We start from the raw sequence: 13,424 nt of genomic DNA on the forward strand, positions 1-13,424 counted from the left end.
CCGCAGAAGAGTCTGCGGCATCGCCGCCGGCACCGGCACCGGCAAAGAAGCCCGCGGCTGCGAAACGCCGGGCGCCGGCACGCCGCCGCGCGCGGCGCTGACGAAGACGGGAAGAGGCGGGGAGAGACGATGGCGCTGGGGCGCAACAAGGCCTTGGCCTTGTGGCGCCGCCTGCTGCTGGCGGGGATGGGATCGCCGACGGGCGAGCTGACCCAGCGCCAGCTGGCGCTGCTGGTCACGCTCTATACGGCGGACGGACCGCACACGGTGCGGGGATTGGCGGCGGGCCTCGCCATGTCGAAGCCCGCGGTCTGCCGCGCGCTCGACCGGCTCGACCGCCTCGGCTTCGCGCGGCGCAAGGAAGACGAGGCCGACCGGCGCAACGTGCTGGTGCAGCGCACGGTCAAGGGCGCCGTCTTCATGAGCGATCTGGGCGACGCGATCGAGCGCACGCTGGAGAGGGCGGAGGCGGTTGCTGCGGGGGGACAGGCGCCGGTTAAGCGCTGACGGAGAACGCCAGGCCGCGGCCACCGCCTATCAGTTTGGGGAGGCTGCCATGCACCAGGGTTCTTTACATGCGGGTCAACTCGCCGGCGCCGCGTCACACCAAGGAAGCTGACGAAGCTCGTCGCGGACTTTGAATTCTGTCGGCGTATAGGTGGCAAGCTCTTCGGGGCTCGTTCCGTACGGGTCACCCCAGCCGTCGCAGGCGAGATAGCAGACGCCGTCAAAGTTTGTTCCGGTCCACCAGACCGCTTCTCGGCGGCTGCGAATCAGCGGATAGCCGTCGGGGCCGGCTCTTGTGTAGCAAAGGTTGTCGGTCGGTTCCTCCAACGTGAGCTCGGACACGGCCTCCCATGATGCGGGCCGCCGGCCAAGGATGATGGTTCGGCAGCCGGCCGTGCCGCACCATCCTGGAAGACCCAGCCAGACCAGCATCTCGTCGACGCCGTCGCCGTCGAGGTCGACATAACCCCAATAGATGTCGTAGTGGAAAAGCAGAGCCATCGCTTCACTTCGCGTGCTCGCTTCGCCGCGTTCGATCTGTTCACGAAGCCAACCTTCGAGGTCGAAGGAGGGAGCCTCGTCGGCGGTGCCGTCGGATCGCAGCTCCTGTTCGACCGACTCCCATGCCCCTTCGGGTGGTTGGCCCGCTTGCAGGGAAATCGGCATCCCCGTGCCGATTTCCGCAGCTTGCAGGTGCAAAACCCACCCAGCGAAAACGATGAACGTCGCGACGAATAAAGTTCGGAGCGAACTCATCCTGGTGCTCAATGCTCATCGAATCGAAGATAAGGGACATCTGCAAACTCCCGCAGTCGCGTCTCGAGGGGCAGGTATTTCCTCTGCTCGTCCGCCGACCACCCGTTCTTGTCCCTCACCCATCCATGATCGCGCATATCGCGTAAATAGGCTTCAACGGTCGGTTCGCCTGCCCGATGCATGGCCTCGCCAAGACCATCTTCAGTAATCGTTGAGCTGCCTTTGATCCTTGAACGGTTCGGTCGACTCAGGCCTATGGATGATTTAGTTCACGCTTCCGTTGCCGCACCAGGGCCGGTCGTGCAGCAACTTGCGTACGCTCAGTTCCTCGGGAGTCGCGGCTGAGAGCTCTTCTTCCGAGATGGCATCGGGATCGCTCCAACCCATGCAGTAGCGGTAGCAGACATAGCGTTGCCGGATGCCATCCCACCAAAGGGCAACCGAATCGGACCGGACCATCGGGAAAGCGTCTGGACCGTTGCGGGTGTAGCAAAGACTGTCCGCGGGCTCGCTCAGATACAAACCGAACTCCTGTTGCCAGCCCGCCGCCGTTTGGTGGAGCAACAGCGTCTGACAGCCTGCCGATCCGCAAAAGGGCGGAATCCCGAGCCAAACCAGCATTTCGTTGACGCCATCGCCATCGATATCCAGGTAGCCCCAAGCGATCTCGTAACGTAGGAGATACGCGAACGCCTCGACCCGCGTTCGCGCTTCGCCACGGTCGATGATGTTATGGAGTTCATCCTCAAGGGCATCGGACTTCATGCCATTGATTTCGGTAGTCTCCGACCGCAGCTCGTACTCAACGACAAGCCATGCGTCTTGCGGCGGACGTCCCGCCTGCAGCGAGAGCGGAATTTCATCGGAAATCTGCGCGGCGTGGAGGGACGAAGCCCAGAATCCAGCACCGATCAAAATTGCAGCGAACAGCATTCGAGAGTAGAACATTCCCACCCTCAGCGACCCGACGGGCGCAAATAGGGAATGTCCGCGAACTTGCGCAACCGCGCTTCGATCGGACTGAAAACCTTCTTTTGATCGTCGGACCATTGCGCTTGATCGCTGGTCCAACCCTGCTGAGCCAGAAAATTGAGGTAATCTCTAACGGCGAATGCGCCTTGTCGGTGCATCGCTGCCGCCAAGCCATTCTCGGTCACCGCGAAGTCGCCGCTGCCTCCATGGATTGTCTGGCCGATCCGGTCGAGCGTGCCGATCCTTTCTGCATATTGCCGGTTCTTGAGCAGAAACTCTTTCAGCGCAATTTCCTGCGCGACCGGATTGTTCAGGAAGGCCTCGTCATCGGCGACGCCTGACGCCTCGCTCCACACACCCTGCTTGTCGCGCCAGCCGATATCCTCGAGTGCCTTGGGTGTCAGTTGATACGCGCCAAGGGCGCCCTTCTTGTGCAATGCACGATAGCCACCGCTACCTCGAGACTCCTCATTCGCGAGCTCTTCCCGGAATCGCGCCGAGATCGGCCAATAAACTCGCAGCTTCGGGTCGGGAACAGGCGTGACTTTCGTGTCGGCAAGATCCGGCATCTGCATCCTCACAAAATGGGTTGCAGATAAGTATAAATGAACACCCTATAAATGTAAAGAACAAAATACGAACAATACTGCCGGAAGCTCAGCCTTTCCGTGGGATCGCGCCACTGGCGAGCGCCACGCCGAGTCCGACAATGAGAATCGCAGCGATGTCGATCTCGCTCGGGATTTCGCCCAGGAGCGGCACGCCGAACAGGGCCGCGAGGCCCGGCGCCAGGGCGGCGAAGGCTGCGGCGTTCGAGGCGCCGAGCCGGCGCACGGCGGCGCCATAGCAGACCAGCGCCAGCAAGCCGGAGAGGAAGCCTTGCACGAGGCCCTGCAGCAGGATGTCGTGCAGCGGCGCGTCGAGCAGCCGGCTGGTGCCGGAAAAGAGCAGGACGGGCAGCAGCAGGAGGACCGAGCCGGTGTTGACGATCGCGGCGGATTGCCAGGCATCGATGCCGGATCGGCGGAAGGCCAGCGTGGAGCAGGCCCACATTGAGGCGGCCCCAAGCAGCAGCGGATAGCCGCGCCACGCGCCTTCAAGGCCGATCCCGCCGACCGCGACTGCGACCGCACCGGCGAAGATCAGCGCGAAGCCCAGAAGCCGCAGGGCGCCGATGCGTTCGCGCAGGAAGAGGAAGCCGAAGAGCGCCACGAAGAGCGGCATCGTGCCCGGTAGCAGCGTCCCGATATCGGCCGCGGGCGCCAGCGCCATGCCGGTCGAGCAGACCATGAAGAAGGGCGCGCCTGAGCCGACGATCATGATGAGGCTGCGACGCGTGCCCGCCTGTCTCAGGGCCGGGCGGATACGCCACAGCACCGGCAGCAACACCAGGCTCGGCACGCTGTAGCGCAGCAGCGCCACATCGACGGGCGCCAGGCTGGTGGTTACTCCCTTGCGGGTCAGCGCGATCCAGGCGGCCCAGATGATGACCGTCGCGAGGGCCGCCGCCCTGCCGACCTCACGCGATCCGTCGATCGAAACGGCGGCATCGAGAGACGGTTTGGCGATCGTTGCGGATGACGGCATGGAAATCCTCCCTTCCCGGAGAGGCCCATCCTGCCGCCGAGCTGCGAGGCGAATCCCTGCGAATTGCCCTACAGAAAGGTCATTTCCTGGCATAATCCGCCTGTAAAGACGACCATGAAGGTGATTTTTGCCAAACTCCGATTTGGATGCGATCGACCGCCATATCCTGGAGGTGCTGCAGGTCGATGGCCGGCTCTCCGTCGTCGAGCTCGCCGACAAGGTCGGACTCTCGCCCTCGCCCTGCCTGCGCCGCGTGAAGCGGCTGGAGGCCGAGGGCCATATCGCGGGCTACCGCGCCTCGCTGTCACGCGAGCGGATCGGTCTCGGTCTCACGGTGTTCGTGGGCGTGAAGGTCGACGGCCATCGCGACGAGAACGCGACCGCGCTGCAGCAGGCGATCAAGGCGATGCCCGAGGTGGTGTCGGCGCATCTGGTGTCGGGCGAAGCGGATTTCCTGCTCGAAGTGGTGATGCCCGACCTCAAGCATTACGAGGAATTCCTGGTCGGCCGCCTTCTGAAGCTGCCGATGATCAAGGACATCCGCTCGAACTTCGCGATCCGCACGGTGAAGCTCGACGCGGCGCTGCCGCTCGGCCATCTGGCGCCGCCGGTGCCCGCGCGCAAGGAAGCGCGCAAACCCGTGAAGCCCGCGCGCCAGCGCTAATAGCCCTTCTTCAGATCGACCGTATTGGGAATGGGCCGCCCCGTCTTGTGCAGACGGATGCCGTCGAGCACGACCGGGATCGCCGTCTCGGGTTGGGTCAGGCTCGCCACATGCGGCGTCACGGTGATCTTGGGATGGACCCAGAAGGGATTATCCGCCGGCAGCGGCTCCTTGTGGAACACGTCGAGCGTCGCATGCGCGATATGGCCTGAATCGAGCGCCGCGATCAGGTCGGCATCGACCAGATGGCCGCCGCGCGCGGCGTTGATGAGGCAGGCGCCCTTGGGCAGCTGCGCCAAGAGCTTTGCGTTCAAGATGCCGCGCGTCTCGGCCGTCAGCGGCAGCAGGCAGATCAGGATCTCGGTGCGGGCGAGGAAGGCCTCGAGCCCGTCCTCGCCATGATAGCTGGTCACGCCGGGCAGCGACTTGTGCTGGCGGCTCCAGCCGGCGACGTCGAAATCGAGCGCCACCAGCTTGGCGGCGGCGTCGGCGCCGAGCACGCCCAGCCCCATGATGCCGACTCTGCGGTTGCGCGAGAGCGGGAAGAGCTTCTGGCGCCAGACGCGGTCCTTCTGCTGCTGGTCGAGGACATGCTGGCCGCGATGATGGCGCAGCGTGTGGAGCAGCACATATTCGGTCATGCCCGAGGTCAGGCCCGGATCGACCAGCCGCACGATCGGGATGTGGTAGGGCAGGGTCTTGTCGGCGAGGAGCTTGTCCACGCCCGCACCCAGATTGAAGATTACCTTCAGGTTCGGATAGCGCTGCATGTCGCCCGGCTCCGGCAGCCAGACCAGCGCATAGTCGATATCTTCGACCCGCCCCACATTCGGCCAGAAACGCAATTCCATGTTCGGGTCGGCCGCCGTCAACGGCTTGCGCCAGGCTTCGAATTCGCCGGCGTCGTCCTGGGGGCTGTTGAATAAAATCGCCATGCTGGTTCCTTGACGTCACGTGTCGGAATGGTGGGAGCAGAATGGGGCAGGTGCGGCGGCGAAGTGACTGACGCTCACTCCTTTACCACGCCGGCCTGGGCCGTTTCCAACTCGAAGGCTGCCGCCATCAGCGCCTTCGTATAGTTCTCGCGTGGGTTCGCCAGGACCTGGTCGGCCGCGCCATGCTCGACGACCTTGCCGTCCTTCAGCACCATGATCTCGTCGGCCAATGCGCGCACCACGCGCAGATCGTGGCTGATGAAGAGATAAGCGAGCTTGTGCCGGCGCTGCAGCTCGGCCAGCAGATCGACGATCTGCGCCTGGACCGACATGTCGAGCGCCGAGGTCGGTTCGTCCAGCACGACCAGGCGCGGCTTCAGCACCATGGCGCGGGCGATGGCGATACGCTGGCGCTGCCCGCCCGAGAATTCATGCGGATAGCGGAAACGGCTCTCGGGATCGAGCCCGACTTCCTCCAGCGCTTCGACGATGCGGGCATCGGCTTCGGCCTCGGTCTTGGCGATGCGATGGACCGTGAGCCCCTCGGCCACGATCTCGCCCACCGAGAGTCGCGGGGAGAGCGAGCCATAGGGATCCTGGAACACGACCTGCATCTCCTGGCGCAGCGGACGGAGATTGCCGCCGGAGAGCTTGTCGATGCGCTTGCCGTTGAACTCGATCGCGCCCTCGCTCGAGATCAGGCGCAAGAGGGCCAGCCCTAGCGTCGTCTTGCCGGAGCCGCTTTCGCCGACGACGCCGACCGTGCGGCCTTCATGGAGCTTGAGGCTGATCCCGTCGATCGCCTTGATGTGATCGACCGTGCGGCGCAGCAGCCCCTGCTTGATCGGGAACCAGACCTTGACGTCCGTGCCGGTCATGACCGGCGCGCCCTGGACCGGCTGGATCGCGGCTTTGCGTTTCGGCTCGGCCGCCAGCAGCTTGCGCGTATAATCGTGTTGCGGCGCCTTGAAGACGGTCGCGACCGGTCCCTGCTCGACGATCTGGCCCTTGGTCATGATGGCGACATCGTCCGCCACCTTGCGGACGATGCTGAGGTCATGGGTGATCAGCAGCAGCCCCATGCCGAGCTTGGCCTGCAGCTCCCTCAGCAGCTTCAGGATCTGCGCCTGGATCGTGACGTCGAGGGCGGTGGTCGGCTCGTCGGCGATGAGGAGATCGGGATCGTTGGCGAGCGCCATCGCGATCATGACGCGCTGGCGTTGCCCGCCCGAGAGTTCATGCGGATAGGCGTTCAGGCGCTTTTCGGGGCTCGGCAGCTGCACGAGGCGCAGCAGCTCCAGCGTGCGCGTCCGGGCGGCCCCCTTTGAAAGCCCCTTATGGATCAGCAGGACCTCGTTGACCTGCTTCTCGATGGTGTGGAGCGGATTGAGCGAGGTCATCGGCTCCTGGAAGATCATCGAGATCTGGTCGCCGCGCAGGCGCCGCATCGTCGATTCCGGCGCGCCGATCAACTCCTTGTCCTTGAACAGGATGCTGCCGGACGGATGGTGTGCGACCGGATAGGGCAGGAGGCGCATGATCGAGAGCGCCGTCACCGACTTACCCGACCCGCTTTCGCCGACCAGCGCCAGGGTGCGGCCGGGGTAGATCTTGAAACTGATATGATCGACGGCCTTTACCAGCCGCGGGCCCGCGCCGAAATAGGTCGAGAGATCCTCGACCTCCAGCAGTGAAGGTTGCCGCGCTGTCGGCGCCTCCGGATTGGCGTTCATGCGACGGTCTTTCGCGGATCGAAGGCATCCCGCACCGCCTCGCCGATGAAGACGAGCAATGTCAGCAACAGAGCGATCACGAAGAAGCCGGTGAAGCCCAGCCAGGGCGCCTGCAGATTGGCTTTGCCCTGGGTCAGGAGCTCACCCAGCGAGGGCGAGCCCGGCGGCAGGCCGAAGCCGATGAAATCGAGCGAGGTCAGGATGGTGACGGACCCGCCCAGCGTGAAGGGCAGGAATGTCAGCATTGCCACCATGGCGTTGGGCAAGAGGTGGCGGAACATGATGGTGCGGTCGCGCACGCCCAGCGCCCGAGCGGCGCGGACATACTCGAAATTGCGCGCGCGCAGGAACTCGGCGCGCACCACGCCGACCGGCCAGGTCCAGCTGAAGAGCAGCATCAGGCCCAACAGCCACCAGAAATTCGGCGTCACGACGCTCGCCAGGATGATCAGCATGTAGAGTGTGGGCAATCCGCCCCAGATCTCCAGCAAACGCTGGAACGTGATGTCCAGAACGCCGCCAAAATAGCCCTGCATCGCGCCGGCGATCACGCCAATGATCGTACTGAAGAAGGTCAGGATCAGACCGAACGCCACCGAGATGCGGAAACCGTAGATCACGCGGGCCAGCACGTCGCGCGCTTGGTCGTCGGTGCCGAGCCAATGCTGCGCCGGGGGCGGCGTCGGCGCGGGGCCCGGGAGATCGTAGACGACGGTGTCATAGGAATAGGGGATCAGCGGCCAGACCGCCCAGCCCTTGTCGGAGATCAGCTTTTTGACGAAGGGGTCGGTATAGACGGTATCGGTCTCGAACACGCCGCCATAGGCGGTCTCCGGATAGTCGACCAGAACCGGAAAGAACAGATGACCGTCGTGATACACGACCAGCGGCCGGTCATTGGCGATGAATTCGGCGCCGAGGCTGATCCCGAAGAGGACGAGAAAAATCCAGAGTGCCCAGAAGCCCCGCTTGTTGGCGCGAAAGTTCCGCAGGCGCCGGCGGGTCAGGGGCGTGATCCGGAATCCGAGAAAGCGGTCGGCATAGGCGCGCGCCAGGACCGACATCGGCGGTGCGGTTGTTTCCTCGGCGGCGCTCATACGCGGCGGCTCTCGAAATCGATGCGCGGATCGACCAGGGTGTAGGTGATGTCGCCCACCAGATTCATCACCAGCCCCAACAGGGTGAAGAAATAGGTAGTGGCGAAGATGATCGGGTAGTCGCGATTGATGACCGCCTCGTAGCCGAGCTGTCCCAGCCCGTCGAGCGAGAAGATGATCTCGATCAGGAGGGAGGAGGTGAAGAGGATGCCGATGAAGGCGCCGGGGAAGCCGGCGATGACGATCAGCATCGCATTGCGAAACACATGGCCGTAGAGCACGCGCCTTTCGGTCAGGCCCTTGGCCCGGGCGGTGATCACATATTGCTGGTTGATCTGCTCCAGGAAGGAGTTCTTGGTGAGCATCGTCAGGCTGGCGAAGCTGCCGACGAGCAGCGCCGTCAGTGGCAGGGCCAGATGCCAGAAATAGTCCAGAATCTTCTGTGGCCAGGACAGGTCGCCCCAATTGTCCGAGACGAGGCCGCGCAGGGGGAACCAGTTCAGGTAGCTGCCGCCCGCAAACAGCACGATCAGCAGGACGGCGAAGAGAAAGGAGGGAATGGCGTTGCCGGTGATGATGACGACACTGGTCCAGATGTCGAAGCGGGAGCCGTCCTTTACCGCCTTTTTGATGCCCAGCGGAATCGACACCAGATACATGAGGAGCGTCGTCCAGATCCCGAGCGAGATCGAGACCGGGAATTTCTCGATGACCAGATCGACGACCGGCCGGCCCTTGAAGAAGCTGTCGCCGAAATCGAACCGCACATAATGCTTCATCATGTCGATGAAGCGCTCGAGCGGCGGCTTGTCGAAGCCGTAGAGCTTCTCGATTTCCTTGATGAATTCGGGATCGAGCCCGCGCGCGCCCCGATAGCGGCTGTCCGTGGTGCCTACCGTTTCGCCGCCGCTGCTGGTGATACGCTCGGTGGCGGAGATGCCCCGACCTTCGAGCTCGGCGATGGTCTGCTCGACCGGGCCGCCGGGAGCCACCTGTACGATGGCGAAGTTGATGACCATGATGCCGAACAAGGTCGGGATGATCAGCAGCAGGCGGCGGATGATATATGCGAGCATCGTGGTTGCCTGGCCCTCGCCTCAGCTCGACTGCTTGCCGGCCAGCGCAGCGGCCTTCGCGGGGTCAACCCACCAGGTATCCAGGCCCAGGTCGTATTTGGGCGAGATTGCCGGTCGCGAGAATTTGTTCCAATAGACGACCCGGTAGCTTCGGAGATGCCAGCTGGGGATGACATAGAAGCCCCACAGCAGGACCCGGTCGAGCGCGCGCGTCCGTTGAATCAGGCTTTCGCGGTCGGGGGCGGCGATCACCAGATCCGCCAGCTCGTCGACGACGGGATCCTTGATCCCGATGACGTTCTGGCTCCCTGTCTGGTCGGCCGCGGCCGAACCCCAATATTCAGTCTGTTCGTTGCCGGGAGAGAGGGATTGTCCGAAACCGCCGATGATCATATCGAAGTCGAAATTGTCCAAACGATTCTGATATTCGGCGACGCCGACGGTCCGTAGGGTTGCGAAGATGCCCAGGCGTCGGAGATTGCGCAGGAAGGGCAGCACGATGCGCTCGAACAGCGGATCGTAAAGCAGGAACTCGAATTCGAACGGCTCGCCGGTCTCTTGCTTCACCAGCCTCTTGTCCTTGATCACCCAGCCGGCAGATTGGAGCAGGGCGCGCGCCTTCAGGAGGTTGTCGCGAACATTGCCGGTGCCGTCGGTCTTGGGCGGCTCATAGGTCGAGGTGAAGACCTCGTCCGGGACCTTGCCTCGATATTTCTCGAGGATCTTGAGCTCTTCGCCATGTGGCAGCCCGGACGAAGCCAGCTCCGTGTTCGAGAAATAGCTGGCAGTGCGGGTATATTGCCCGAAGAACAGCGCCTTGTTGGACCATTCGAAGTCGAAGCCGTAACCCAGCGCCTGACGCATGCGGCGATCCTGGAAGATTGGCCGGCGGATATTGAAGGCGAAGCATTGCATGCCGGTCGGATCCTCGTTGGGGATCTGCTCCTTCACCATCCGGCCGTCGGCGATCTGCGGAATGTTGTAGCCGATGGCCCAGATTTTCGCGGAGCGCTCCTGCCTGAAATCGAAGTCGCCGGCCTTGAGGCCCTCCAGCGCCACCGTTTCGTCCTTGTAATAGATGTAACGCACCGAATCCCAATTGTTGGTCCCGACATTCACCGGCAGGTCCCGGCCCCAATAGTCTGGCACGCGGCTGGTCACGACATAGCGCCCCGGTTCGTAGTTGGTCACTCGATAGGGGCCGCTGCCCACCGGCAGGTCCAGCGACGGTTTCTCGAAATCGCGGGGCTCCCAATAGGCTTTGCAGAGCACGGGCAACTGGCCGACGATCAGCGGCAGCTCGCGGTTGTCGCCGGGGACGAAGCTGAACCGGACCTCGGCGTCGCCCGTCTTTTCGACCTTGGCGATGCTGCGATAATAGAAGCGATAGAGAGGCTTCCCTTTGGTTTTGAGCGTCTCGAAACTGAAGACGACGTCCTCGGGCGTGACGGGCGTGCCATCCCACCAGCGCGCGGCGGGGTTGAGCGTGAAGCCGACCCAGGACCGGTCGTCGGGTGTCTCGATGAATTGCGCCAGCAATCCGTATTGGGTGAATGCCTCGTCATTGCTTTGGATGGTGAGTGATTCATACGTGCCGCCGCTGCCGGCGGCGGGGGAGCCGCGAACGATGAAAGGGTTGAAGCTTTCGAAGGTCGTGCTGTTGGCCACGCTCATTCGCAGCTGACCGCCCTTCGGCGCGTCGGGATTCACATAGTCGAAATGCTTGAAGTCGGGTCCGTATTTGGGCTCGCCATGCATGGCCAGCGCATGGGCCTTGCCGTTGGTGCCCTCGGCCCGTGCCCTGGGTCCGAGCGCCGCCCAGGATGCGGCGGCCGCGGTACCTGCGAGGAACTGGCGCCGGCTCGGCCAAAAGGAGGGGGGACGGGGCAGAAGGAAGCGGTCGGACACGCGAACTCCAAGGCGGCGGAAGGACGTGGATTTTAAGGGTTTTTTCCGCTGACGCCAGATCGAAACGCGGTTCTTGCATGGCTGACACGAGTTGCGGGGTTTCTGGCCTCCCGGTAAGGTCACGCCCGCTGTTCCCGCAGCACGCTTCCTCCCCGCCTTTCAGGAGATCGTCGCCTCATGGGCCGCCCGCTTCGCGCCATCACCTTCGATCTGTGGGACACCATCGTCCATGACGATTCCGACGAGCCCAAGCGCAAGGCGCAGGGGCTGAAGACGAAGAAGGAGGAGCGCCGCCATCTCCTCTGGGACGCGCTCAACCGCCAGCAGCCGATCGAGTTCGACCGGGTGAAGCTCGCCTATGACGTGGCCGATGCCGCCTTCAACAAGGTCTGGCATGACCAGCATGTCACCTGGCCGATCGGCGAGCGGCTGCAGGTGGCGCTCAAGGGGCTGGGTCGCCGCCTGCCAGAGGCCGAGTTCGCGAAGGTCGTGACCGCGCATGAGGAGATGGAGGTCGTCATCCGTCCCGACCTCATCCCCGGCATCCGCGAGGCGCTCGAAGGGCTGCATGGCCGCTACAAGACTTGCATCGTGTCGGATGCGATCGTCTCGCCCGGGCATTCCCTGCGCCGGCTGCTCGAGAGCTACGACCTCGCGCGTTTCTTCGACGGTTTCGCCTTCTCCGACGAGGTCGGCCATTCGAAGCCGCACCGTTCGATGTTCGAATCGGCCGCCAAGCAGATGGGCGTGGGCCTCGAGGAGATCGTCCATATCGGCGATCGCGACCATAACGACGTCAAAGGGCCGCAGGCGCTCGGCATGAAGGCGATCCTCTTCACCGCCACGCGTCCCGCCGACAAGGACCGCACCAGTGCCGACGCAATCTGCGAGCGCCATGCCGATCTCGTCGGAATCGTGGACCGTCTGGCGAAGGGGTAGGGCGCTCCGCCGAATGACGTTCATGGGCGTCACGCGCACGCAGCCCGGACCTCGACCATCAGCCTGTCCGCAGGGGAAGTAATTTCGATGATATCGGCCATCGCCTGGGTCGCCCTGTTCGGGCTTGTGGCGACTGGCGTCGCGGCTGTCTTCGCGCGCCGCCACTGGACTCTCGATCTTCTGACGCATTTTCGATTGCACTATGCGCTGGTCGGCGTGGCGCTGGTGGCGTTGTTTTTGTCGCAGCACGAGATCGCCGGTGCGATCTTGAGCGTCGCAATTGCATCATGGCAGGGCCTGATCTGGCGAGGAAACGAGCCGGCGCCTGTTCGCAGCATCGCGGAAGGCAAACCTTCGATACGGGTGCTCGCCGCCAATCTCCAATGGTCCAACGGACGGCGAGTCCGGGCGATCGAAATCTTGCGCAGCGCGACAGCTGATATTCTCGTTCTGGCGGAACCTCGCCAGGATTGGCTGTCGCATATCGAGCGCCTCGAGGCCGAATACCCTTATCGCTCGAATGCCCGTTGGCCCGATGCGAGCGGACCGACCATCCTGAGCCGTCTGCCCATCCTCCAAACCCGGACCTATCATCCGCTGGTCGAGAGCATCGCCCATCAAAAGTATGGCCTTTCCTTGGAGCAGACTCGCCTGGCCGCCGGCTTTTCGTTCGAGGAAGCGGTCGTGGCGCTTTCTGGGCGGGTTAGCATCACGCTGCTGGGCATCCATGCTCCTTCTCCCGGCGACGGGCCTCGCAGCGCCATGCGAAACGACTATTTCGAGCGCTTGGCCTCCCATTGCGCCGGTATCGAGGGTCCTCTGCTGGTGGCGGGCGACTTCAATGTGACGCCCTGGTCTCCGTTCTATCGTGATTTCATCCGAACGACGGGCCTCCTCAACGCGACGCGGGGACGCCTCGCCACCTGGCCGGCCTGGCTTGGGCCGCTTGGAATCCCGATCGACCATGCCCTGCGGCGTGGCGCGATCTCGCTCGTTCGCATCGCACCCGGTCCCCCGCTTGGCTCGGATCACCGTTCGATCGAGTTCAGCGTGACGCTTGCCGCTGGCCCATCATGACATTGCCCCTCCCCGGCCTCGGCGCGTTCCGCCATCGCAATTTCGCGCTCTTCGGTGCCGCCAATTTCCTCGCCACCATCGCCATGCAGATGCAGGCGGTGGCGATCGGCTGGCAGGTCTATGACCTGACCGGGAGTCCGTTCCGGCTGGGCATGATCGGGCTGGCGGAGTTC

At 63.6% G+C, this 13,424-nt stretch carries 13 protein-coding genes; 4 read left to right on the top strand and 9 right to left on the bottom strand.

The window, feature by feature from the left end; translation table 11 throughout:
* Positions 1-129: 129 nt before the first annotated feature.
* The gene (locus tag ACREE8_RS18080) at positions 130-507 is read left to right on the top strand and encodes a MarR family transcriptional regulator (protein WP_431574398.1); all 378 of its coding nucleotides are present in this window, start codon (positions 130-132) and stop codon (positions 505-507) included.
* Positions 508-582: 75 nt separating this feature from the next.
* Here the strand turns inward: ACREE8_RS18080 and ACREE8_RS18085 are convergent, their stop codons facing one another.
* The 4 genes from ACREE8_RS18085 to ACREE8_RS18100 all read right to left on the bottom strand — a co-directional run bounded on the left by ACREE8_RS18085 (position 583) and on the right by ACREE8_RS18100 (position 3,822).
* On the bottom strand, positions 583-1,263 hold the full coding sequence (locus ACREE8_RS18085) for a hypothetical protein (RefSeq protein ID WP_431574399.1): 681 nt from the start codon (positions 1,261-1,263) through the stop codon (positions 583-585).
* 264 nt (positions 1,264-1,527) lie between these two features.
* Complete coding sequence (locus ACREE8_RS18090; protein WP_431574400.1) at positions 1,528-2,196, bottom strand: hypothetical protein; 669 nt, start codon at positions 2,194-2,196, stop codon at positions 1,528-1,530.
* A gap of 23 nt (positions 2,197-2,219) precedes the next feature.
* A complete protein-coding gene (locus ACREE8_RS18095; RefSeq protein ID WP_431574401.1) occupies positions 2,220-2,804 on the bottom strand; it encodes a hypothetical protein in 585 nt (194 codons plus the stop codon).
* Between the two features lie 88 nt (positions 2,805-2,892).
* Positions 2,893-3,822, bottom strand: a complete 930-nt coding sequence (locus tag ACREE8_RS18100; protein WP_431574402.1) for a DMT family transporter — start codon at positions 3,820-3,822, stop codon at positions 2,893-2,895.
* A gap of 127 nt (positions 3,823-3,949) precedes the next feature.
* Between ACREE8_RS18100 and ACREE8_RS18105 the strand changes: the two genes are divergently transcribed.
* Positions 3,950-4,486 (top strand): Lrp/AsnC family transcriptional regulator, encoded by a 537-nt coding sequence (locus tag ACREE8_RS18105; RefSeq protein WP_431574403.1) that lies wholly within the window; start codon positions 3,950-3,952, stop codon positions 4,484-4,486.
* Here the strand turns inward: ACREE8_RS18105 and ACREE8_RS18110 are convergent.
* From ACREE8_RS18110 to ACREE8_RS18130, 5 genes are all read right to left on the bottom strand, one after another.
* Positions 4,483-5,421 carry a 2-hydroxyacid dehydrogenase gene (locus ACREE8_RS18110; RefSeq protein WP_431574404.1) on the bottom strand — a complete coding sequence of 313 codons (939 nt, stop codon included), beginning with the start codon at positions 5,419-5,421 and terminating at the stop codon, positions 4,483-4,485. The two genes, ACREE8_RS18105 and ACREE8_RS18110, sit on opposite strands and share 4 nt — an antisense overlap.
* 74 nt (positions 5,422-5,495) lie before the next feature.
* Complete coding sequence (locus tag ACREE8_RS18115; protein WP_431574405.1) at positions 5,496-7,154, bottom strand: ABC transporter ATP-binding protein; 1,659 nt, start codon at positions 7,152-7,154, stop codon at positions 5,496-5,498.
* A complete protein-coding gene (locus ACREE8_RS18120; protein ID WP_431574410.1) occupies positions 7,151-8,218 on the bottom strand; it encodes an ABC transporter permease in 1,068 nt (355 codons plus the stop codon). The genes ACREE8_RS18115 and ACREE8_RS18120 overlap by 4 nt, the downstream gene beginning before the upstream one ends.
* Before the next feature lie 29 nt (positions 8,219-8,247).
* Positions 8,248-9,327 (bottom strand): microcin C ABC transporter permease YejB, encoded by a 1,080-nt coding sequence (locus ACREE8_RS18125; RefSeq protein WP_431574406.1) that lies wholly within the window; start codon positions 9,325-9,327, stop codon positions 8,248-8,250.
* Positions 9,328-9,348: 21 nt separating this feature from the next.
* Positions 9,349-11,235: an extracellular solute-binding protein gene (locus ACREE8_RS18130; protein ID WP_431574407.1), complete on the bottom strand. Its 1,887-nt coding sequence runs from the start codon at positions 11,233-11,235 to the stop codon at positions 9,349-9,351.
* A gap of 177 nt (positions 11,236-11,412) precedes the next feature.
* Here ACREE8_RS18130 and ACREE8_RS18135 point away from each other — a divergent pair, with 177 nt between their 5' ends.
* Both ACREE8_RS18135 and ACREE8_RS18140 read left to right on the top strand, forming a co-directional pair.
* A complete protein-coding gene (locus ACREE8_RS18135) occupies positions 11,413-12,174 on the top strand; it encodes an HAD family hydrolase (RefSeq protein WP_431574408.1) in 762 nt (253 codons plus the stop codon).
* A gap of 216 nt (positions 12,175-12,390) precedes the next feature.
* Positions 12,391-13,251 (top strand): endonuclease/exonuclease/phosphatase family protein, encoded by an 861-nt coding sequence (locus ACREE8_RS18140; protein WP_431574409.1) that lies wholly within the window; start codon positions 12,391-12,393, stop codon positions 13,249-13,251.
* Positions 13,252-13,424: the final 173 nt, after the last annotated feature.

This window comes from Hypericibacter sp., from assembly GCF_050729195.1.
Lineage (GTDB): Bacteria > Pseudomonadota > Alphaproteobacteria > Dongiales > Dongiaceae > Hypericibacter.